Raw genomic sequence first — 23,192 nt, forward strand, 5'->3', positions numbered from 1 at the left:
GCCGTTAACGTATAAAAATTACTTCCGCATATTTTCAATCTAATTATAATTACAATTAGAGATATTTTAAGAGCTCAAAATCTATCTTTGTCTGCAGACTTTTTAGTTAATTTTTCAATAAAAATGTAGTGTATCTTCTTCAGTGTGCGTGGGTGCACACACATACTTAATCTCTGTCGTATGTGCACTGCATTTTTTTTCTAACTCTTTTTTACACAGGAGGATTTTATGTCCAGAATTCCAGATACTTGACCTTTACTTTAGCTAATAATGGGCGCCTATGGTTTTTATAAAAAAATACGAAAAATAGAAAATCTTTAAAGAAAAGAATCTAACCCATTTTTTGAGTAACAAAAAACCACTTCAGCTTATCACTCATGCTTAAAAAGTGATTATATTAATATAATATTTATACTTGTATGCTAATATAAGTATTAGTTTTTAATTAAGGAGTATATTATGACAATGTCTACCACAAATTAGTGAGAAATTAGCAGCTAGCGCAAAAAGTCTCTATGATGAGAGCGAAAAATTATTGCTTATAGCAGAGGAAATACACAATCAAGATTTAATGTATCTTTAATCACAAAAAAGAAGATATTCTACATCTTCTTTTTTTTATGCGATAATTAGCTACTTGTTTTCGTATTCGTCCAGACAAGGTAGTTATGAGTAAAAACAGCAAATGGTCAGTGCGTGAAACTGGAATCCAGCTAAACACTTTACAATGTTTTTGATGACGAAAAGACTGGATGCCAGTGTCTGGGCACTGGCATGACAACGGAGGACAATTTGAATGACACCCATATTTCAAGCAGGTATGATAGTGTCATTCCAGCGCGTGACGCTGGAATCCAGAAAAAAAGAAGCCAGTGTCAGCTACTTGAATGACATTATGGAAGCTGGGATGACATCCTTCTCACAAGCAAAATGTTCATGCAGATAATATTTAATTGTGATTGAAGATCTCTTTTAACTCTTTTATATGACCAAGCTTAATTATCTCAATATCATGAGAAGAATAATTGCCATTTTTAGGCATAATCGCTTTTTTAAACCCTAATTTTTGTGCTTCCCTTAGCCTGAGATCAGCATGCGAAACATTTCTAATTTCTCCTGAAAGTGCAACCTCACCGCAGATTATTGAAGAAGTTGGTAGCGGTAAATTTACTAAACTTGAAATAAGAGAAGCAGCAACAGCAAGATCAGCTGATGGTTCCTGTATTTTGAGTCCTCCCGCAATGTTTAGGTATACTTCTTTATCATGCAAAAACATTTTACAACGAGCACTTAGAACCGCGATTATCATAGCTAATCTATTAATATCCCAACCAACTACTGCTCTTCTTGGAGTTGCCATATTAGTCCTTGCTATTAATGCTTGCACTTCCATTAAGATTGGTCTTGAGCCTTCAACTCCTGCAAATACGGCGCTGCCAACTACTTCTCTATCATGTACGGTCAAGAATAATGATGATGGATTATCAACAGGCATGAGTCCTGCTTTAGACATCTCAAAAACACCAATCTCATTTGCAGGGCCAAATCTATTTTTAATAGTACGTAAAATGCGATATTGATTACTATTTTCACCCTCAAAATATAGTACTGTATCTACCATATGCTCCAGGGTTTTAGGTCCCGCTATTTGTCCATCTTTCGTTATATGACCAACTATTAAGAGAGAAACACCATATTGCTTTGCAAGAACAGTCAATTCATGAGCGCAGGTACGGACTTGAGTTACAGTTCCTGGTGCTGATGTGACTTTGCTATCATACATAGTTTGTATAGAATCAATTATCAAGAACTTAATACTTTTATTTTTCCTTATTGTTGCTACTACATCAGTTAAAGATACTGTAGATAAAAGCTTAATTTTAGGTTCATTTATCTTAAGACGCTTTGCTCTGAGGCTCACTTGTTCTAAAGATTCCTCGCCAGATACATAAAGACATTCAAAAGAGGAAAGTTGTACAACATTAGCTGCAATCCTAAGCAAAAGAGTAGATTTTCCAATTCCAGGTTCACCACCAATTAAAATGCTAGCACCTTGAACGATACCTCCACCAAAAACTCTATCTAACTCTTCTATTCCTGTTAAAAAACGATCGGGGGTAATAATTTCACTATCTGATAACGCTTTTATTGAAATTGGTGCAGATGTACTTCTCGTTTCTGTTTTTAGTACTATTTCTTCGACAACCGTATCCCAACTGTCACATGCAATACACCTTCCTACCCACCTTCCAGTGCTATGACCGCAGAATTGACATACGTATGCAGTTTTCATAAAAGCCAAAATTATAATTGTAATAAAAATTAGCTAAATAAGTGAAATAAATTTAAATAGAGAAAATTACCAATCACACTTTTTATCTTGTGGTTTTATTTGCAATATTGCTACTAAGCTGACTAATAAGCAAAAAATTACATAAAGCCCAGCAGCAAAGTCTATTTTAGGAAACATTATAGTAAACCAAGTGCATATCATAGGAGTAAATCCTCCATGCAAGGCAAAAGAGATGTTGCGTGATAAGCTAACACCACTAAATCTAACATTAGTAGGAAAAAGCTCAGCAGTAACTATCCCTATAGGATTAATACCCCTCTCGATTATAGAAAGAGCCATAACACTCAACATGATTATAAGATAGCTTTTATAGTAATATGCAATAGATAACATAGGACAACATAATACCATTGTTATCACTATAAATAAGATTGCAGTGCGTTCTCTTCCTGTTTTATCAGCTAAAATTCCAAGTACTATTGAAGATATCGGCATTAATATACTGGTTATAATGAGTACAACTTCGTTGACATACGTTGTTACATAAGTTTCAACAGACACTATTTCTTTTGCAATTGTTCTAAGAAATATGGTAAATCCAACAGCAACATTAACAGGTACAGATATTAAAATGGCAAGTATCAGGGCTCTCTTATAGCGTTTTGTAAGCTCTATTATTGGTAAATTAGGTAAATTTCTTTGTTCTCGATTTTTTTCATACGCTGGAGTTTCTCCTAGTGTATATATACTATATGCGCTTATTAATCCTAAAATGGCTGAAAAAATAAACGGCAGCCTCCAACCCCAAGCGTTAAAATCAGTGGTTTTTTTACAAATGATCACTGCAACCACAGAGAGCAATATGCCAATGGAGCGACCAAAACTTATTATTCCAAAAAACATTCCTAGTTTTTTCTTATTAGGTAAATGCTCTATGAGATAAACAGAGCTACCTCCTTGCTCAGCGCCAAGTGCAACCCCTTGTATCAGATGGATTGTAAGAAGCAACATAGTAGAGGCTATTCCTATTTTACTATAACTTGGAATAAACGCAACGAGACTAGAAGGAATCGATATTAGCAAGATAGCAATCGTTAACGCCATTCTCCTTCCATACCTATCACCAATATGACCAAATACAGATGCACCAAGTGGTCTTACCATTGCACCCATTCCTGCAATTCCAAACAATTGCAATATGCTGTAGTAGATATCTTTTGCATAACAAAATTCTCTACTAATTATATTAACCAGATCAATAAAGAGCATATGGTCATACCATATTGCGATTCTACAGAGTATTGTTGCAATCAATACTCTTGTTTGTTGATTGTACACTTAGTTTAATTTGTAAATGTCTACTTATTTTTATTTTGGCTGCTTTTTAGAACTTTGCAACCCAAGCGTATGGCTTATATGTAAATATTATTAAAATTGGAACTTGCATAACCAGCCAGTCTGGGATCAAATAAAAAAATCTGGTCATCCGCTGGAATGACATGGTGGAATGTGTCATTCCAGTACTCCTTTTCTTGTCATCCCAGTGCTCCGACACTGGGATGACACCTCTCTTAAATTACTTTAGCTACAAACATCAAGAAATTTACCAAGTAGAAAAAAGACAAAAGAAACCCCCTATTAGCTAGTTGTGACTCCTGAAAATTGGCCTGTCTTAAACAGCCCGTTTCAGCTTATATGGTTAAAAAACTGGAAGTTTTGTAAAGAAATAAGATGCACATAGTGCAAAAAATTAAAAATAAGACGACAACTGCGTTATGCTTTTGTCGTTTAATCTCCACAGACGAAGATAAATAGTATAGCGTTATCCTTATGGTAAGGGAGTTGGGAAAATTTGTAAAGTAGGCTCTTTCATTAGGTTTTTTGCTAACATTAAAACAATTCACTTAAAAAACTGAGAAGACCATTAAAATATTTTTTTACTTTTTATTCTATATATTTCAACATATTACCTTTAAGTACTAATAATTATGGCATTATTGATAGTTGAGTCGCCGGCAAAGGCAAAGACGATAGGTAAATATTTGAGTAAAGAATTCAAAGTGGCTGCATCCTTTGGCCACGTCAGAGATCTGCCAGCGAAGAATGGTTCTGTTGATCCTGATAATGACTTTGCCATGAAGTATGAGATTATTGAAAAAGCAGAAAAGTATGTAAAAGAGTTAGTCAAGGAAGCTAGTAAAACATCAGATATATACCTTGCAACAGATCCAGACAGAGAAGGGGAAGCAATAGCTTGGAATGTGATAGAGGCACTAAAGGAAAGAAAAGCAATCAATGATGAAAGCAACATTCATAGAGTAGTCTTTAACGAAATAACAAAAAGAGCAGTGCAAGAAGCTATAAAAAATCCACGTGAAATTAATATGGACTTAGTGCGTGCACAGCAAGCACGCAGAGCTTTGGATTATCTAGTTGGATTTAGCTTGTCACCGCTGCTGTGGACAAAATTGTCGGGAAGCAAATCTGCAGGGCGAGTGCAGTCTGTTGCATTAAAGCTTATATGCGAACGAGAGGATGAAATCAGTAAGTTTATAACACAGGAGTATTGGAGCATAAAGGCAGAAATGCAAAATAGCAAAGATGAGGCTTTTTTTGCTATGCTAAGCCACTATGACAATAAAAAGCTAGAAAAATTTGATATTAAGAATGAAGAAGAGGCAAAGAACTTAGTCAGGGAGATCGAGTCAAGGCAGTATGCTGTAAGCACAGTAGAACGCAAGCAAGTTAAGAGAAACCCGCTTCCTCCATTTATCACCTCAAGTCTTCAGCAAGATGCAGTGAATAAACTGTATTTTAATGTGAAAAATGTTATGCGAGTAGCGCAAAATTTATATGAAGGTATCAATATTGGTGGTGAAACCGTAGGGTTGATAACTTACATGCGTACAGATGGGTTTCATATTGCAGATGAGGCTATAAACTCAATCAGGGGATCAATTAAGTCATTATATGGTGATAAATATTTACCGCAGTCTCCTCGTAAATATGTAAAAAAGGTCAAAAATGCTCAAGAAGCACATGAAGCAATCCGGCCAACTGATATTAATAGAACACCGGGTAGTATTAAGGATTACTTAACGCCAGAGCAATTTAAATTATACGATTTAATCTGGAAAAGAACCATCGCAAGTCAAATGGAATCGGCGATTCTTGATCAAGTGGTAGTTGAAATTAGTTCTATTGACCAGAAAGTGATTCTGCGAGCAAGTGGATCAAGTATATTCTTTGATGGTTTTTATAAAGTTTATCAAGATAACATAGAAGCCGAAAATGAAGGCCTGCTACCTGCCATGAAGGAAGAGGAAGCGTGCAAGTTGATTTCTGTTGATCCGAAACAGCATTTTACTCAACCGCCACCTCGTTATAGTGAAGCGAGTATAGTAAAAAAAATGGAAGAAGTCGGTATAGGTCGCCCATCAACTTATGCAACAATTATTTCGGTATTACAAGATCGTGAATATGTTTCATTGGATAACAAAAGATTTATTCCAAGCAGCCGCGGTAAGATCGTGACTATATTTTTGGAAACTTTTTTTCAGCGTTGTGTAGAGTATGACTTTACAGCACAAATGGAAGAAAGGCTTGATTCAATCTCAAATGGACATGCAGATTGGAAAAAAGAACTAGGCTATTTTTGGGTGCCATTTTTTAATCATGTAAATTCTGTTAAGCAAATGACACATGATGAGATTTTTAGTGGTATTCATGATTTGGTAGTCAATTGGTTTTGCTCAGAGGAAGGAAAGGAAGAAATAGGTAAAAAATGTCCTAATTGCTCTGGTGGTATATTGAAATTAAATTTTGGAAAAGCCGGTGTGTTTCTTGGATGTTCTAACTATCCTGCATGCAATCATACAAAAGAAATTACGGGCAGTAATGACAATTCAGAATATCCAAAAAGTTTGGGTATAGATGATGTGACAGGCCAAGAGATAATGATCAAAAAAGGTCCTTTTGGACTTTATCTGGAGTTTAATAGTGAGTCAGAAAAGAAAAAAAAGATTTCTGTACCAAAAGATATAAATGTTAATGATATTGATCTAAATACCGCCACTCGATTACTTTCCCTGCCGAAAATAATCGGAGAACACCCAGAAACTGGAAAGGAAGTAAAAATAGGTCTTGGACGATTTGGGTACTATATTCTCTATGATGGTCGATACTTTTCTCTTAAAAAAAGCTCTAAGGAGGTATTAGACACACAATTAAACGAAGCTATACAAATTATTGAGAGCAGCCCACGCAAAGAGCTAAAATCTCTTGGTTTTAATGAAAAGGGAAAAGAAGTTTTTATCTGCAACGGTAGGTACGGATTCTATATAAAATGCGGTAAAACAAACGTTGCTTTGGGCAAGAATGCAGATATTGAAAGTATAGATCTGAAGAAGGCTTTAGAGTTAATTAAGAATAAAAAGTAGACTTCTTGCATAACCATTCTTTATATGTTCTTTATTGTTGTTCCAGCGCTACACGCTGGAACTGAGAAAAAAAGAGCCTGAATTACAAGAAAGAAAATATTCAGATAACGAGAAAGTTGTCATCTGGTTAGCAGCTACAGTCGTGTGACGCAGACGTGCTAACAGGAAAATAGTCTCTATCAGAGTTAAGCTTTGCTGGCAAAATGAAAAGTAAGACCAGCTTCTATACCGTGTGTGTGAAACACTTGATTGCCTATACTGATACTTTCTTTGTGTAACTTCTGGTCCGATGGTTTTTGATTTTTATTCAATTCTAATATCTTTTTTCCATCTGAGTTTACCTGTTGCTTTGCTTTCATTTCTCCTAACACCTCTGCTTCAAAATCAACATTACTACCAAGAACACCAAAACCTCTATATCCGATGTGCATATTTACATCTTCGTTTATACGATAATCAAAGCCAGCTTTCAATTGACCTGCAGGTCTTATTGACGATTTTTCAAACATCGTCATTCTTGTTCCACCAACTCCAATACCAACATAAGGAGAAAAAGAAAAACTATCACTTTTCCAATAATGATAAACATTTGCCATTACAGATGCGTTTTCTACTTGGTCATGATTAATTACAGTTTTATACATATAAGTTTTTTTATTAGTACTCTCACCAACGTCTTTTAGATACGAAACAGTTACTTGATTACTTGATAAACCAATATTATCTACTTTTACAGAAGAGTACATCCCTTCCAATTCAGCTCTATAGCTATTATTGCCTAGTTCTCCTGTGTAACCAAACGTTACATTTGCAGCAAAAGGTGGGTTATAATCTCCTTTATACTTACTTATTAACTGACCTTCTGTTCTCTGAGCGTCTATGTCATTTATAGATACACGGTTATCATCTGTAGCATCTTTGCCTCCAATTTTTGCTTTCAACTTACCCAAGTTCAAATATTGACCGTAATATCCACCACCAAAGTAAAATCCTTCCGTTTCACTTGCAAAAGATTGTTGTGACAACAATAAAGCAAGTGCTGTAACTGCTAATGTTTTTTTACTCATCATGACTATTCCTCTAGTTAAAATAGCTAATCTAGTACTAATTAATTAAAAATGATTTAATATGAAAAAACTAATTATTTTCTAAGCTAAAAAATAGGTAAAATTAACCTCTATCCTCGATTTTATTGCCGTCTAGTTTGTCCTCATCTTCAAATTCATCATCATCGTCAAATTCATCCTTACTGTCTTCATCATCAAACCCATCATCGTCTTCCTCATCATCAAACCCATCACCACCTTCAAACTTATCATCAATATCCTCGTCTTCAAATCCATCTTCAATCTCTGGCTCATCGTATATTGCATCTTCAGTTTTAGCTTCAACAGGATAATCAGCAGCTTCAATAGCATTACTCTCTTCTTCATTACTAATCTTATCTTTGTTAGCAGCAGAAAAGACCTTGTTTGGATCATATGGCTCTTGTGTAGGCACACGTGTTGGTTTAATCAGCCTTCTTGTGAATGTGCTATCACTATAGTACAAAATTTTCTTTGACTTAATTGGATAAGTCGATTCTATCAAAATTATCTGATCATCACGTGGCAGCATAATAATTTCTTGAGGTAAGAGCAATGCTCTCTGTGTTTCAGAGATATGCAATGATCTTGATGCAGGATTCAAGTCTAAAAATTTAGGTTTGTTTAATGATTCTTGTTGTACAGTTTTGTTTCCTATAAGCTGAGATATCAAATTAGCCGTTTCAATATTATTGGCTGCAAAAGTTATTCTATAGGTTGAGTTTGATAAAAAGGAGTTCATTCCTGCTTCTTCATATATTCCTTTAAGCTGTTCAGTATCTTGAACAATTAAAAATAACCTTACTCGATAGCCACGAAAGTATGCGATGCCCGTTTGAAATTGCTCCATTTTTCCAAGTGTTGGAAACTCATCCATTAAAAATAATACGCCGTAAGGCTCGTCATCCGATGGCAATTTTCTACATAAAAACTCAGTTGCCTGTTGGTAAAAAACCTGCATTAAAGGCCTGAGCCTAGTTAAGTTATCAGGAGTTAAACCAACATAAACTGTAGTTTTCTTCCTTTTAAAATCCAAAATATTAAAATCACTTGATGCAGTTGCAGTATCGATCAATGGGTTTGCCCACAATTCAAGAGACGAGTTCATAGTTGACACAACACCTGATCTTTCTTTGTCAGCCTTTTGCAAAAAAGCTGCAATGTTCATATACGCTACCGGATGTATTATTTTACCCATTGTGTCCAAAACTACAGCAAGATTGTAAACTACGTCATCGCTACGCATCGTACGCACAACCTCACCAAAAGATTTAACTTTCTCTGGTGCAGCAAGTAAATATAGTACCACCCCAACAAATAAGCTTCTTGCTTCGTTTTGCCAAAAATCTTGTTCAGGCATGATTAGGTTAGCTATTTTTTGCACATCGTCAACCATCTGTCCAGGTTTTTCACTAATCCATTCCAGTGGATTATAACAATGGCTTACCCCATCTGGCTGCGCTGGGTTCCATACATATACTTTTTGTCCTTGTCGCTCTCGCCAACCACTTGTTATTTCATAGTTTTCTAATTTTATATCATGCACAATTACCGAATCATTCCAAAATAACAAATTAGGAATTACAAAACCAACACCTTTACCAGAGCCTGTAGGTGCAAAGAGCAATGCATGCTGAAACCCATCAGCAATAAAATATCCTCTCTTATCTTTACCAAGCAATAGACCTTTTTTGCTTCTTAATCCCGCTTTTCGTATGTCTTTCTCTGATGCCCACTGTGAATCTCCATGAAGTGATTCTTTCTTTTTAAATGGCCGCCACTCAATTAGTCTTTCTCTCACATTCCACAAAATAATCATCAAAACAATTTGAGGCAGTACAGAAGATACAACTAATTTAATTTTGAGCTCAAAGCTATATAGCTCTGGATGATGCCAACAATATTGTATATGATCAAAAATTGTCGGCCAGAGAGCTTGAGGAAAAGGTGTCAAGCTAGGATTAATTGCTCTAAAATCTACACCATCTGGACCGTCAACAAACAGGTAGAATAATATACCAGACAAATAGAAGCAAAATTCAAATATGCTAAAAGATACTACACCTCCTATGAGAATATTGCGTAGGTGATTTCCATTACTCATAAACTACTTTTTCTTAACTTACGTATAAATTTAAGTATTTTCATTTGAAGATCTAGTAAATAATATCTCAGAAATGCTTCTTTTGCCTCCACTGGTTCTTTTTAGCTGAATAACAATATCAATTACATTTCTAATGTATGGTATGATCTGATCTGGGGGAATTCCAAGATTTGCTTGCATAACCATAAGTTTTATTTGCTCAAGAGCCATTGCCGGACTATCCGCATGAAGAGTTGATATTGACCCTGGGTGGCCAGTGTTTATTGCTCTAAGAAAACTAAAAGCTTCTGCTCCACGCAGCTCACCAACTATTATTCTATCTGGTCTTAAACGTAAACATGCCTCTATCAAATCTTGAGTGGTCACTTTTGCCCTGCCTTGCCCTCCTTTAGAAGCAATTAAATGGACTTTATTGGGATGATCATTCAAAACTATCTCTCTTGCATCTTCAACAGTAATAATTCTTTCTTCAGATGGAATAGCACGCAAAGTAGCATTAGTAAAAGTGGTTTTACCAGTGGAAGTTCCACCACTAATTATGATATTTTTCTTACTTATTACAGCATATTCTAAAAACTCTTTTATTTTTTTTTGTTTCAGTAGCAAATCTAGGTGACGATCTACTGGATTATCGGTCACTCCTATAACAGTTTCAGAAAAAGCCCCCATTTTTTCATAATCATCCAATGCCAATTGCATAGAAGAAGGTTTACGAATTGAAATGACTACTTTATCAGGCTCACATGCTGGAGGAAACACTATCTGTATACGATAACCATTTGGTAATGTAGCTGAAAGCAGCGGTGTCTCTTCGCTCAGTTTTTGTTCTGTAGCTTGAGCAATCAACCTGCTAAGAGATTTTAAATGATTAAGATCAAATATTTCTAACTTTTCGCATCTTATTTCACCGCGATTTTCAATCCATACTTCCTTCGGTTTATTTATTGATATTTCATTTACACCTTCCTCTTGAAATATCCCTTGTAATGGCTCCAAGTATGTATCAAGTGCAGCATAGTTCATTTCAGTTATTTAATATTGACTGTGGAGGAAATACTATATCTTGGTTAACAAATACTTTCAATGCAGTTCCTTGATTAACATAAATAGTTGGTTTTTTATCTACACTCCTATCAACTATATCTCGCATGTCTTTGGAAAAATCATTGATTGACTTCCCAATTGCTTCATCATAAACAGATTTGCTTCTTTTCTGAGTTTGCCTCAACAGTTGACGTACATCGTCTAAAGTTATACCGATATTGTCACTAGTAATTGTATCAACTCCACTAGCTCCAGAACTTTTTATCACACTTACTATTTCTTCCTTTATTATTCTCAGCAAATCCTGATCACTTTTAGCATTTCGAATTTTTTCAATAGCCCTAATACCCAATTTCCATTTTTCGTCTCCTACCTTCCCAACTTCAGTTTTTATAGAATTCTCCAATCTCTCAACAATAGCCCCTTTGAGAGAAGAAATATCTATTTCAGTTGCAGTAATAGACTTCACTGCATCCATGGCAGTTAGCGCATCGATAAGATTAGAGGCTTTTTGTCCTACAACAGCTGAACCAATCGAAACACCAGCAAGTGCCACTGAAGAGAATAATGCACTTGCTATTTTATTATCAACTATTCCAGCTATCCCTGCCCTTCCAAGCTCATCGGTACCAGATGATGCAATAGCAACATCTATACCATGAGGAAGAATGATCCTATTCCAATTTATGTTCACGCGGGCTTTTGCAACATTTGAGTCGAATGAATAACCACCTATTAACCTTGAACCTTTTGGTATTAAAATTGTATCACCAGTTTCTGCATAAACGTCTCTACTAACAACAGCACGGAGCATTCCTTGTAAGTCAGAACTTATTGCAGTTTCAAGAATAGCGTCAATAACCTTACCTTGAATAATCATTAAACCAAGCTTTCCAGCTTTGGTAGCTTTGCTCGATTGTGCTGAGGTATTGGATAAAACAGCATCTGTAGCTTTACCTTCCCCACTACTACCTGAAATTGCTAACATTTGTGCACTACGTCTGTCTCTAGGATAACCGCCACCCCCTATTGTAGGAAATGAAGTAGGCAAATTGCTAATAACATTACCAGAAGGAAAATTTTGCTTTGGTAAAACAGGTATATTTGACAAGGGAATTTCTTTTAGTTGCTCTTCTTTTTTTGTCACTTCCTCTTTTTTGATTTGTTTTACTTCTGGTATGACTTGTGGAATAGGAAGAGGAGGTAAGGGTGGCAAGAGATCAGTTACTACTCTTTCGGAAACTATTGCATTATCTGGAACTTGTTCTAACTTTCCTTTCAATTCTTGAATGTTTTGCTTTGTTTCCTCTTTTTTAACAATCTCTGGACCCTCTTTATTAGAAGGACTAAAATAAAGATAGTACACTCCACCAACTAAGAGCGCTACCATAACTATCATCAATGCCTTATAACCTTGATTAGAGCCAACTGTTACTACCTTGCTTTCTATCTCTGATTCATCTTCTACACTATTATGCCTTTCTTTACTCATATTATATGTACCAGAACTAAAGTGACCTATTTATAACTTCAACTTCACTACCTTCATAACGCATTAATAGCTTTTTATGTACTCCTTTTATTACAACATAATCATCAAATAACAGCCTTTTACAGGATTCGCCTTCTATAAAAATCTGAGGAATTTTATTACTATTTCTAAACTTTAAATAGGTTAAATAACCATCATCGAATAACTCAATTGGAACTATATCTACGTTACCACCTTCATCAATATATGTATAGTTGTACCTCGTATTATTTTCTTGTATTATTTTTTCTGGCTTTTCTGTAATGTATTGCATTTGAGTAGGTAAAGAAACCTCATCTAAATCAACATCAAATTCATCTTCTTCTTGAGGATAATAAAAACGTATTACGTAAGATATATCCTTTTCAACGGAATAATCATGATCCACTTTTTTAGCATCAGCATCTGGGTATTTATCGTAATTTGGTCTTGAAATTAGATCAAAAATGTAATTTCTCTTTTTAGTTGTCGTAATAATCATGTTAGTGCGACTACTGACTTCAAATGGCATGACAAGCAGTTTATTATCATAAGGATTAATTTTCCAACTTGATGCATCACCAACAGCAATATTTTTGACTTTTTCCCCTTCTGCAAACTCAATATAAGAATAGTAACCTTGACTAAAAATTACTGTAAACACCTCATTAGGGCTATATACAAAAGTCTTTATTCTACTATCTACAGAAATAGGTTTATTATTAATAGATGCATTTAAGTTGCCACTTATTAGTAAAGCTAAAACTAACAATATCCTACACATATTCATCATCTACTCTATATGAAATAACTTGAAACCCTAACGGGTTAATATATCTTTGCTGATCATTCATTTCAAGCGATGCATATTTATACGACATCACAACTATCTTATTTTTCCTTGAGGAATTTCCATCTTTTCGTGTAAATTCTATAGAAAATCTCACTTGAAGAGCATCATTACCTAATTTTTGAATTGAACGAATTTTCAACTCACCTTTAGCATCTGAATATAAATTAAAAAGGTCATTCATATTCTGCGATTTTATATAATTGCTAAATTCACTATATACACTAGGCGAAGAAAACAACCTTACTTTTGTATAATAATTATAATTATAATTATATGGGTCAAAAACCTCCCTTGCTTTTATATACTCTGAAATAAAATAATCGTTCAGCGTTTCATTTGCAGAATATTGTTTTACTGTAACAGGATCAACCAATTGCACTATTCCTGATTTTTTATCAATTTCTATAACGAATGGCTCAATAGTGCTACTTGTGCTAATTTTAAATATAGCTAATATGCTTATAGAAATTGCAACTAGTAATATTAATGTAAATAAAAGTAAAGTATTTCTCTGAGCAACAACTGTGCTATAGCGACTTGAATTCCAATTTATATCCTTATCCAATGACTCATTACTTTTTTCTTGTTTTAAAAATTTCAGCATCTCAATATTCTTAAAAATCTTAACTTATATTAATTAACATAGCAAGCTAACAAAGTAGTTATAACAAAAAAGCTAATAAACCCTTAATCCATGGCCTAACTTGCCAAATTTTGTTTCCATATATGAATCATTATATTCATTGCGTTCCATAATAAGTGGTATACACTTTGTAACTTCTATACCGTTATTTTTCAACTCTGATAACTTTCTACCATTGTTTGTAAGTAATTGTATTTTGTTAATGTTCAATTTCTTAAGTATTTTAGCTGCAACAGCAAAGCTCCTTTCATCATCTTCAAAACCCAATACTCTATTTGCATCAACAGTATCAAGATTATATTTTCTTTGCATACTGTATGCTCTTAACTTATTAGTTAAACCAATGCCTCTCCCATCTTGCATCAAGTATAATATAATGCCATTCCCAAAGTCGGTCATTATTTGAATCGCTTGATGTAACTGGCTTCTGCAATCACATGATAAGCTGTCTAATAAGTCTCCTGTATAGCATGAAGAATGAATTCTCACTAATGGCTCATTATCTTCATCTGGATTGCCAATGATAATTGCATAATGTTCTCTTCCGCCACTTTTGGTTCTATAAGATATGATATCTACTTCTTGAGTCTGTTTTAAAAATAATGATGTTTTGCACACTTCATACACACTATGATTTTGTTGAAAATCATTCACAAGTAACGTATTTAGTGCAATAATGTCATTTTCTTCACACCAATTTCGCATTTCATGTTTATTCTCAAAAGTCATATCAGCCACTAACGCGTATGGCAATAATTCTGAGAACTTAAGCAAGGCAACAGCATACGCATCTATTGTCTTTGAGCATTGCAACTCTTTTATCCAATCTTCCTTTGAACAGTTTATTAAATGGAGCAGTTCATCAAAATTGCTTATCAACAGACGTTTGCTACTATGTTCTTTACTCTGACATATGTATTTTACCTTACTTGCAGTCAAAGTAACATACACATTACCTGATATAAGCTTATATTGACTAAATAAATTTTTTTCTAAAGTTTCAGCAGCAGCAAGCAATAGATAGTTATTTTCATCATCATATATTAAAATTGGAAGACCACGCCTGACTTCACTGATGGCCCTTTCTACTTTATTTCTACTTTGATTTCCTATAAACATTTCACCTACACCAAACAACTTGGTGCGGTCGAGAAGACTTGAACTTCCAAGGCTTTGTGAGCCACAGCGACCTCAACGCTGCGTGTCTACCAATTCCACCACGACCGCACTTTATTCTAGTTTCTATATAATTACTTTAAATTACTTAATCATTTTAGGGTTTTTCATCTAAAGTGTCAATCTGATACTAGGATAATTTAGGAAATGCCTGTATAATTTAGCTATGAATTTTATGGTTACAAACTTTAATCATTTAAGATAATCTTAATACTAATTCTTAATTTAGGTCTTTATACAAATGAAAGTAGCTAATATCTTCATTTTTTTAATTCTATCTCTTACAATTAGCTTTCACTCCACTCATGCACAAATATTGTACACATGGTCTCAAATCATTCCAGAAAATAAATTAAGCATACGTGCAATTATAGACAATAACATGTGTCCCATTGCTTACGTCGATAATAAGGAAGTAGAAATGCTAAGTCGCAGCTCAATTAACAATACCGAAACAGTTTGTGAACTGATAGTAGAAACAAATGCTCAAAACATTAGTATTGACAATATAAAAGTTCCCGTATTAGCGGAAAAGATCAGCAAAATTGCCTTCATTGGCGATACAGGATGTAGAATAAATATGTTATTTCAGCAAGAATGTAATTCTGTAGATAGCTGGCCTTTGAAAAAAAATTTAGATTCAATCGCTTTTCATAAACCAGATTTAATTATCCATGTTGGTGATTATCATTATAGACAAACAAAATGTAGAAACACAAAAAAGTGCGGCGATATTTATGGATATAGCAAAGAAGCTTGGTACGCTGATTGGTTTGAGCCTGCAAAAGATATTTTAACACAATCTCCTTTTCTTTTTGTTCGTGGAAATCATGAGAGTTGTAATAGAGCTTATGAAGGATGGTTCAGATATTTAGATTCATACCCCTTTTCCCCTCAAAAATGTGAAGATCTTATTTCCAGTTGGTTCTTAGATGCTGGGCCGATGAAGTTTTTTATCTTCGACTCTTCATCCGGTGAGGAAATTTTTACAACCCAAAGCACAGTTGATGCTTTTGAGAGGCAGTTTGATAAATTGATACAAGATAAGCCCACGTGGTTTTTGACTCATAAACCACTTTGGAGATCTCCAAAAAAAGAATTTTTGACATTAAAAAGCCATGGTAATCTTACACAAATTGAAGCTTTTGGAGATAAATTTCCAAGCAATGTTACTACCATAGTTTCTGGCCACATTCATATAGCCCAGATTTTATTAATGGATAATGTTCCAGATCAGATTATAGTTGGAAACGGCGGTGCATTATTACACGCTCAAGATCAAGAACCTGTTTATCAAAACGTAGAATTTAACTATCCAAATAGTAGAAATTACTTAGCACACGAAGTTAGAAACTTTTTCGGCTTTGGCTTTGCAATATTAGGTTTAGACGATCACAAATTTACTTTCTATAACCAAGATAATAAGGAAATGTATTCTGCAAACCTAACGAAAGACTTTAAACTTAAAACAAATTAAAATTAGGACTATTTAAGGACGCAGAAAAAACGTGCTGAGCTTAAAAAACTCATAGCAACAAAAAACACTGAAATTCTTGTATATATCGACTAATCTGGAATTGATAACACAAAAGTCAGCGTATTAGTATGATTGCAGCTTTGAATAAGGGAAAAATTATGGCGCCTATGATTTTTGAAGGCTACTGCGATACAGACGTTTTTAATAGCTAGTTCAAACTTTTTGCTGGGTGATTTTGGATAATGCAACTTTTCATAGAAAACAAGTGAATTTGTTAAAAGTGTCGGTGCTGAAGTTATATATCTGCCTACACATTCTCCTGATTTTAATCAAATCATTGGTTTGTTATAAAAAATTGAGCCAGAAAGAATATCCAGCTATTCGAACTATTAGAAAAAGAGCTATATATAAGCATGTTTTAGCACAGACATTATTTTTGTAACTAGGCAAATGCAATCAGTGTTAGCAGCTTGAAAGGATATCAATTAATAAAGAAATGCATCTAAAGTAATCACTTAACTAACGGCAAAGTGATACCATGTTGGTTCATATATTTTCCTTTCATATCATCATATGATTTCTCACACTCACTTTCGCCGCTTAAAAACACAAATTGGCATGCGCCTTCATTAGCATAAATTTTTGCAGGAAGTGGAGTAGTGTTTGAGAATTCAAGTGTGACATGACCTTCCCATCCAGGTTCTAAAGGTGTGACGTTTACTATAATACCACATCTTGCATAAGTTGATTTACCAACACAAATTACCAGTACATTCCTTGGTATACGAAAATATTCCACCGTGCTGGCAAGTACAAAACTATTTGGTGGGATTATACATACATCTGTTTCCTTATCTATGAAACTATTCTCAGAAAAATTCTTGGGGTCTACAATAGCTGAATTAACATTAGTAAAAATCTTAAACTTATTACTAACTCTTGCATCATAGCCATAAGATGATAATCCGAAAGATACAACACCCTTACTGCTTTTATGATTCACAAAAGGCTCTATCATTCTAGAGTTTTCAGCCTTTTCCCTTATCCATTTATCTGGCATAACTGCCATAATTGTCCTTTAAAGTTTTGTAATACTTATAATAATATGTAATAGAATTTAAATGTAAACCTGAATTAGCGTTACACTCTGGAATGGCAAAGTTTCCAGTATAAACTACCTATACAAAAATAAATTGGCAATATTTCAAGCCTGCCAAGCAGCATCAAAAACGATAGAAATAGCTTTACTCCACCACTAAAGGAGGAATAATTACCTGAAGGACCTATTAGGTTACTAAATCCTGGGCCAGAATTTGTAAGCATTGCAGAAACAGAGCTGATGCTAGTTATAAAGTCCGCATTGCTCAAGTAAGACATCACTATTGATGATATAGCGAACGTTAACATGTAAATCGCAAAAAACGTAAAGACAGATTGAACTTCATCATTCTCCAGTATTTTACCATTGAGTTTTACTCTATCGCTTTCACTTGGATTTAATAAAGAGCTAAAGTAATTCCTTATAGATTTTAGAAAAATGACTAAACGGAAGATTTTGATTCCACCACTAGCAGAACCACCACATCCACCAATAAAGGCTAAAAAGAAAGCTAAGACTGAAATAAAGCTCCAATTCAAGTAGTTGCACATTACATAGCCAGTTGATGTGATAAAGGAGGTAATGGTGAATGTGCTGTACCTAAATGATAAAAATACTCCTAAGTCAAAATTTTTATATAACCAAAAACAAGCAAGCAAAGATGAGATAACAACTATCTTAATAAAGTAAGAGACCTGTTCATCATAACAAACGTCTAATCGTCTTATAATTTTTAAATAGCTCAGAAAAGGTAAAGAGCCTAAAATCATAAAGATAATTGTTATGACCTCCAATATAGGGTTATTGTAGTAGCCTATAGAATCGTTATAGTTAGCAAATCCACCAGTTGATACAGCGGACATTCCGTGACATACTGCGTCAAATAATGGCATGCCAGCTAGATAGTAGAAAAATATGCACAATAAAATTAGGCAGTAATATATTTCTGCAATATGTATTACTACGCTTCGCGTATGTGGTAACTTTCTTTTAAGAGCATCTGAGTACTCAGAATAGAGTAAATTATTTAAGCTCAAAACCTTAAATATGGGAAAAATTGCAATTCCTACTGTAATTACTCCAAAACCACCTATACCGTGCAGCATTGCTCTCCACAGTAGTATCCCCGGAGATTGTTGCTCGATGTAACTTAGAACAGTTGCTCCTGTGGTTGTAATCCCAGATACTGCTTCAAACAGTGCATCAATGTAGCTTAAACTATCAAGATAAAATGGAATAGCTGCAAATAGAGATAATGCAATCCAGGTACAACTGGTAATCGCAAAAATTGCCGGCATTCCATGTACCCTATTTAGTTTACCCAGTAGAATAAAAATCACACTAAATGTGCAGGTAACTATAAATCCAACCAGAAAATTTTTCCATTCGTAACCTAGATAATTATTAGTAATAGCAGGAATAAGCATTGCTACGCCAAACAACAATAGAAAAATTCCCACAATAAACGCAATTGAACGTAAAACTTGCAGACTTTCCATAGACAGTACTGTGAAAGCTATATGTTATTAAAACTTCAAACGCTTTGCTAATTTTTTCTCTTGACTTGATTATAAATACGTATAATTATAGCGCTAAATTTGCCATAAGAGGTAGAGGTAAGGTATGTTATTAACTGAAAGACAAAAAAACATTCGAGATTCATTAATTAGTGAAGCTATACAAGGCAACTTTGAGAATATAAAAAATAATTACGATAGCGATATACAAGAAGTTTTGAAAAGCGAATTACCTAGTAATATAAAAAAAGAGTTTAAAGACGATCTACCTAATCCTTGTACCATTTCACAGTTGATTATATTCAAAAAAAATCAAAAGGAAATTAATCAATGTATACAGAAAATGGAGCAAAAAATTGAGAGTATTTCGTGTGATATAGCTATGCAAGAAGCGAAAGGAAGTTATGATTCGCATATGCAAAAAGTGAAAAACTTAAAGAGAACAAGTGATCTTCACCACAAATTACGTCAAGCAATAGATTATTTAGATGTTAAAAAAGTTAAAGCAGTATTAGAAGATTGTGATACAAATTTAGCAATGATTTTAAATAGACCTATACATTCACAGAGCAAAACTACCCTTTTACTTTATCCTCTGCAAGTTGGTCTTAATAAACGATATATAGGTGATGGTAAAAGATTGAAACAAGAAGATCTGAGAAATATAAAAGAAATTACTAAACTTCTTTGGGATAAAGCTTCTCCTGATATTCGCAATTTCTGGTTTAAATTCCATCAAGATCAACAAGAAGAAAGTACAAAAGACACAAAAGCAACCTTTGAAGCTCATTTGAAAAAAGCTCCTCCTGATATTCGTGACTTGTGGCTTAAATATCAAAGAGTGCCTGAAAATCAAGATGCAGCTGTAATAAAACTTCTTAAAGGTGAGCAACAACGACATGCCAAGATAGGTAGTGAGAAGTGGCTTGAAGATTTCATTCAAGAAGTTAAAGATTACACAGAACAAAAAAGCATAGAAGAAAACCTTGAAATAGCTACAGAGAAACCTACAACAAAATCTGTTCTACAAGACGCACAACTTTCTCAAATAAATAGAACTTGTTGTATTTTGTAGTAAATAAGTTCTTAGGAAATCTAAGTATGATAACAATAAAAACAAGAAATTTAAACGTTCTATTTTTAACCTAGTATCCAGAATAAAAAGGGAGTGTTAAATAAACTGTGTCAAACCTAATTTTTAGCTCAACTCAATTTTCAATCTACCAGGAAAGAAAATGTCGAGCTGGGATATGGTTAATGCCCAATCATGTACAGGCATAGTCCATTTCTCTTCCACCTTTTTTATAGCACAATATACCTGTTTATACAAGGCACTTATGCTGGTAAATGAGCCTTTGGTCTTGGTGAACTTTCTAATTTGCCTATGCAGCCCCTCTATGGGATTGGTAGTGTAAATTACCCTTCTGACTGGGCCTGAATACTTAAAATAACCAGATAAATTCTCCCAATTGGTATCCGTTCAGAGGTGTGGCAAGGATAAAAAACAATTGACATAATATATTAAAGTAGTAATAACACAAAATGTTGATAGTAAAGTAAGGCTAGATGCTTCAATTGTTGATCAGTATTGTAGAGTTATGTAAAAACTTAGAGCAGAAAGTAGCAAAGCTTGAAGAAAAAAATAAAATCTTAGAAATAGAGAATGCTGAACTAAGAGAGAGACTCGGCTTAAACTCAAGGAATTCATCTTTACCAAGTTCAAAAGAGCTGTACAAAATAAAAAAAGACACACCAGAAGATAAGTCAGAGGGCGGCAGGAAGATAGGTGGTCAAGTTGGACATAAGGGGAATTGCCGAGCTAAAATGGAAGCAGATGAGGTGGTGAAGGTAGAGTTACCAAATAGATGCGAGTGTGGTGAAGAAATCGCAATATCGGAAAAACCATATGTCTATCAAAAAGTTGATTTACCAGAAATTAAGCCTTACGTAGTTGAGTATCAATTAGAACATGGTCGCTGTCGTAAATGCGGAAAAAGAAGGAGTAGCAAATTACCAGAAGGAGTTACACCGGATACCTTTGGTCCTAGAGTTAAGTCAGTAGTTGCATCACTAAGTGGGTTTTATAAGAATTCAAAGCGAGAAATAGCGAATATTATGAAAGACATCTTTAACATGAGTATAAGTGTTGGTAGTGTGTCCAATAGTGAAGCAAGGGTTTCGTCAAAATGTAAAGAAGCCTATGAACAAATAGAGGAAGAAATAAAAGCAAGCGAAATTTTGCATATTGATGAAACCAGTCACTACAACAAAGGCAAATTGGGATGGTGCTGGATGTTTGCCAACAATAAAGCAAGTCTTATGAAGTTAGCAGATACAAGAGGAATGAAATTTTTAAAGAATAGTGCATTTTGTGATTACAAAAACCTGGTAATTACTGACAGATATGCAGTTTACAACCACTTCAGTGATGAAAAACGACAAATTTGTTGGGCTCACTTATTGAGAAATTTCGAGAGGTTATCTCATAGTTGGAATAGTGAAGTAATGAGACTTGGCCATTGTTTAAAAGACGCAGCTAATGGATTGTTTGTATTAAAAAACGCTTTGTCAGAAAATGAAATTAGTATTTCAAAGTTCACTAAGCAAGCTAAAGAATTACGAAGATACATACAGTACTGCATGATAAAAATATCTTATATACTTGAAGCAAAAGGAGCTTCACGAACGGTAAAGGGTATTATAAAATCCGAGTCAATGATGTGGACATTTTTGGATGACCCAGAGAATATTCCATTAACGAATAACCATGTTGAGCGACAGATACGGCATTATGTTGTCTATCGTAAGAATTCATATTTTGCACAGTCAGAGCGAGGGAATAGATTTCTTGAGCGGATAATTTCGTTGTATCTGACTTGGAAACAAAAGGAATTAAACCCTTTTCAAAACCTGCTAGCTGTTGTTTCTTAAACCACACCTCTGAACGGATACCCCAATTGTTCTGCCAAAACCATAGGATACTTTGCACCCCATTTTTCATCCAATTCCAATAAATAATTCTCAGCAACTTCCTTGCTTGAAGCTTGATATACCTTCTTCAAATCACTTAAAAAGCTCTTTACATCTTTGCTAGCCACGTACTTCAATGAGTTGCGTATTTGGTGCACTATACACAGCTGCACTTCTGCATTAGGAAATACGCTATTTATAGCTGTAGGAAAGCTTTTTAACACAAGCTATCAGAATATCATCTACTCCTCTCTCCTTTAGGTCATTTAGTACTTCCAACCAGAACTTCACTTTCAGCCAAATAAAAACCCAAAACTTCTTTTCTGCCATTTTGCTAATATGTTATACATACATTTGCTTACACAATGCCCGTCCTCCTTGACCTTAAAAAACCATGAACACTATTGGATATACAGATTGCAGCGGACGACTGCGCCATTCGTTGATTACCGGTAACAATTTGTCAGTAATACTTGATATCTCTGCTGCAGATATTTTATATTTCTTCTACATGCGATGCTATATCCCATGCCACTGGCATATGTACTTAAAACCTTTGCTTCAAGTTCGGTTGTTTGCCTTTTTCTGACTACTTGTGGCTCAAAGCTTCCTTCCCTATCTATTGGTGTCAATAGTTCAAATACTTGTCCGTAAAGTCTTTGAATTTCTTCGGTTGTTTTTTTCGCTTTCAGCTGACAAATGGTTTTCTATCTCGCCTTCCCTCTAGCAGTTTTTTTACAAACGGTGTTAATGCACCATCTCTTTCCGTCAATGGTCTTGTATCTTGTAAAAAGCATCTAATGTTTTAAGCTTAAGCATTAGATGGAGAAGAGAAGAACTCTGTCAGTGGTCTTAGATATAAAATCTGTAAGGTAGATAAGAGTTCTCTTCTCAAGAGTACAGGCTGGACGGTATCGTAGAAAAACCTAAATGGTTCTAATTCTGTATTCACAAGACTAGCCTTACTTTTCATTTTTAATGG

15 protein-coding genes, 1 tRNA gene and 3 pseudogenes are annotated in these 23,192 nt (G+C 34.4%); 5 read left to right on the top strand and 14 right to left on the bottom strand.

Features of this window, described 5'->3' with window-relative positions; translation table 11 throughout:
• Positions 1 to 949 precede the first annotated feature (949 nt).
• Together radA and OPR42_RS01165 are read right to left on the bottom strand one after the other, a co-directional pair.
• On the bottom strand, positions 950 to 2,293 hold the full coding sequence (radA, locus tag OPR42_RS01160; RefSeq protein WP_010404970.1) for a DNA repair protein RadA: 1,344 nt from the start codon (positions 2,291 to 2,293) through the stop codon (positions 950 to 952).
• Positions 2,294 to 2,359: 66 nt separating this feature from the next.
• Positions 2,360 to 3,631: an MFS transporter gene (locus OPR42_RS01165; protein WP_265041559.1), complete on the bottom strand. Its 1,272-nt coding sequence runs from the start codon at positions 3,629 to 3,631 to the stop codon at positions 2,360 to 2,362.
• A gap of 650 nt (positions 3,632 to 4,281) precedes the next feature.
• Between OPR42_RS01165 and topA the strand changes: the two genes are divergently transcribed.
• Entirely contained in the window at positions 4,282 to 6,732 is a 2,451-nt protein-coding gene (topA, locus tag OPR42_RS01170; protein ID WP_265041561.1) for a type I DNA topoisomerase, read from the top strand.
• A 185-nt stretch (positions 6,733 to 6,917) separates the two neighbouring features.
• Here the strand turns inward: topA and OPR42_RS01175 are convergent, their stop codons facing one another.
• The 8 genes from OPR42_RS01175 to OPR42_RS01210 all read right to left on the bottom strand — a co-directional run bounded on the left by OPR42_RS01175 (position 6,918) and on the right by OPR42_RS01210 (position 15,198).
• A complete protein-coding gene (locus tag OPR42_RS01175) occupies positions 6,918 to 7,802 on the bottom strand; it encodes a P44/Msp2 family outer membrane protein (RefSeq protein ID WP_265041562.1) in 885 nt (294 codons plus the stop codon).
• Between the two features lie 100 nt (positions 7,803 to 7,902).
• Positions 7,903 to 9,921, bottom strand: a complete 2,019-nt coding sequence (locus OPR42_RS01180; protein ID WP_265041564.1) for a type IV secretory system conjugative DNA transfer family protein — start codon at positions 9,919 to 9,921, stop codon at positions 7,903 to 7,905.
• Positions 9,922 to 9,951: 30 nt separating this feature from the next.
• Positions 9,952 to 10,944, bottom strand: coding sequence for a P-type DNA transfer ATPase VirB11 (gene virB11 / locus OPR42_RS01185; protein ID WP_019236952.1), 993 nt, complete (start codon positions 10,942 to 10,944; stop codon positions 9,952 to 9,954).
• A 1-nt stretch (position 10,945) separates the two neighbouring features.
• A complete protein-coding gene (locus OPR42_RS01190; RefSeq protein WP_010404940.1) occupies positions 10,946 to 12,457 on the bottom strand; it encodes a TraB/TrbI/VirB10 family type IV secretion system protein in 1,512 nt (503 codons plus the stop codon).
• A gap of 16 nt (positions 12,458 to 12,473) precedes the next feature.
• A complete protein-coding gene (gene virB9 / locus OPR42_RS01195) occupies positions 12,474 to 13,265 on the bottom strand; it encodes a P-type conjugative transfer protein VirB9 (protein ID WP_254230093.1) in 792 nt (263 codons plus the stop codon).
• Positions 13,252 to 13,932: a VirB8 family type IV secretion system protein gene (locus OPR42_RS01200; protein ID WP_007302609.1), complete on the bottom strand. Its 681-nt coding sequence runs from the start codon at positions 13,930 to 13,932 to the stop codon at positions 13,252 to 13,254. The genes virB9 and OPR42_RS01200 overlap by 14 nt, the downstream gene beginning before the upstream one ends.
• A 72-nt stretch (positions 13,933 to 14,004) precedes the next feature.
• Positions 14,005 to 15,090, bottom strand: coding sequence for a GTP cyclohydrolase II (locus OPR42_RS01205; protein WP_149168819.1), 1,086 nt, complete (start codon positions 15,088 to 15,090; stop codon positions 14,005 to 14,007).
• Between the two features lie 20 nt (positions 15,091 to 15,110).
• Positions 15,111 to 15,198 (bottom strand) — tRNA-Leu (locus tag OPR42_RS01210).
• A 190-nt stretch (positions 15,199 to 15,388) separates the two neighbouring features.
• Here OPR42_RS01210 and OPR42_RS01215 point away from each other — a divergent pair.
• Both OPR42_RS01215 and OPR42_RS01220 read left to right on the top strand, forming a co-directional pair.
• Positions 15,389 to 16,624 carry a metallophosphoesterase family protein gene (locus OPR42_RS01215; RefSeq protein WP_007302607.1) on the top strand — a complete coding sequence of 412 codons (1,236 nt, stop codon included), beginning with the start codon at positions 15,389 to 15,391 and terminating at the stop codon, positions 16,622 to 16,624.
• 15 nt (positions 16,625 to 16,639) lie between these two features.
• Positions 16,640 to 16,980: pseudogene (locus OPR42_RS01220) on the top strand (transposase); the annotation flags it as partial.
• A 155-nt stretch (positions 16,981 to 17,135) separates the two neighbouring features.
• Here the strand turns inward: OPR42_RS01220 and dcd are convergent.
• Both dcd and OPR42_RS01230 read right to left on the bottom strand, forming a co-directional pair.
• A complete protein-coding gene (gene dcd, locus OPR42_RS01225; protein WP_006012513.1) occupies positions 17,136 to 17,693 on the bottom strand; it encodes a dCTP deaminase in 558 nt (185 codons plus the stop codon).
• A gap of 71 nt (positions 17,694 to 17,764) precedes the next feature.
• Entirely contained in the window at positions 17,765 to 19,222 is a 1,458-nt protein-coding gene (locus tag OPR42_RS01230; protein ID WP_265041567.1) for a TrkH family potassium uptake protein, read from the bottom strand.
• Between the two features lie 124 nt (positions 19,223 to 19,346).
• On the opposite strand from OPR42_RS01230, the gene OPR42_RS01235 reads away from it, so the two are divergent.
• On the top strand, positions 19,347 to 20,315 hold the full coding sequence (locus tag OPR42_RS01235) for a hypothetical protein (RefSeq protein ID WP_264682670.1): 969 nt from the start codon (positions 19,347 to 19,349) through the stop codon (positions 20,313 to 20,315).
• Between the two features lie 123 nt (positions 20,316 to 20,438).
• On the opposite strand, the pseudogene OPR42_RS01240 reads toward OPR42_RS01235, so the two are convergent.
• Positions 20,439 to 20,711, bottom strand: a pseudogene (locus OPR42_RS01240) (transposase); the annotation flags it as partial.
• Positions 20,712 to 20,818: 107 nt separating this feature from the next.
• Between OPR42_RS01240 and tnpC the strand changes: the two are divergent.
• Positions 20,819 to 22,171 (top strand): IS66 family transposase, encoded by a 1,353-nt coding sequence (gene tnpC / locus OPR42_RS01245; protein WP_264330462.1) that lies wholly within the window; start codon positions 20,819 to 20,821, stop codon positions 22,169 to 22,171.
• Positions 22,172 to 22,193: 22 nt separating this feature from the next.
• Here tnpC and OPR42_RS01250 read toward each other — a convergent pair.
• Positions 22,194 to 22,991 (bottom strand): annotated as a pseudogene (locus OPR42_RS01250) (IS256 family transposase); the annotation flags it as partial.
• Between the last annotated feature and the right edge of the window lie 201 nt (positions 22,992 to 23,192).

Origin of the sequence: Wolbachia endosymbiont (group B) of Melanostoma mellinum (assembly GCF_947251465.1) — a bacterium.
In the GTDB taxonomy this organism is placed as follows: Bacteria; Pseudomonadota; Alphaproteobacteria; order Rickettsiales; family Anaplasmataceae; genus Wolbachia.

Coding starts and splice junctions, on each gene's coding strand:
- radA (WP_010404970.1), bottom strand. CDS start 2,293: ATGAAAACTGCATACGTATGTCAATTCTGCGGTCATAGCACTGGAAGG.
- topA (WP_265041561.1), top strand. CDS start 4,282: ATGGCATTATTGATAGTTGAGTCGCCGGCAAAGGCAAAGACGATAGGT.
- OPR42_RS01175 (WP_265041562.1), bottom strand. CDS start 7,802: ATGATGAGTAAAAAAACATTAGCAGTTACAGCACTTGCTTTATTGTTG.
- OPR42_RS01180 (WP_265041564.1), bottom strand. CDS start 9,921: ATGAGTAATGGAAATCACCTACGCAATATTCTCATAGGAGGTGTAGTA.
- virB11 (WP_019236952.1), bottom strand. CDS start 10,944: ATGAACTATGCTGCACTTGATACATACTTGGAGCCATTACAAGGGATA.
- OPR42_RS01190 (WP_010404940.1), bottom strand. CDS start 12,457: ATGAGTAAAGAAAGGCATAATAGTGTAGAAGATGAATCAGAGATAGAA.
- virB9 (WP_254230093.1), bottom strand. CDS start 13,265: ATGAATATGTGTAGGATATTGTTAGTTTTAGCTTTACTAATAAGTGGC.
- OPR42_RS01200 (WP_007302609.1), bottom strand. CDS start 13,932: ATGCTGAAATTTTTAAAACAAGAAAAAAGTAATGAGTCATTGGATAAG.
- OPR42_RS01205 (WP_149168819.1), bottom strand. CDS start 15,090: ATGTTTATAGGAAATCAAAGTAGAAATAAAGTAGAAAGGGCCATCAGT.
- OPR42_RS01215 (WP_007302607.1), top strand. CDS start 15,389: ATGAAAGTAGCTAATATCTTCATTTTTTTAATTCTATCTCTTACAATT.
- dcd (WP_006012513.1), bottom strand. CDS start 17,693: ATGGCAGTTATGCCAGATAAATGGATAAGGGAAAAGGCTGAAAACTCT.
- OPR42_RS01230 (WP_265041567.1), bottom strand. CDS start 19,222: ATGGAAAGTCTGCAAGTTTTACGTTCAATTGCGTTTATTGTGGGAATT.
- OPR42_RS01235 (WP_264682670.1), top strand. CDS start 19,347: ATGTTATTAACTGAAAGACAAAAAAACATTCGAGATTCATTAATTAGT.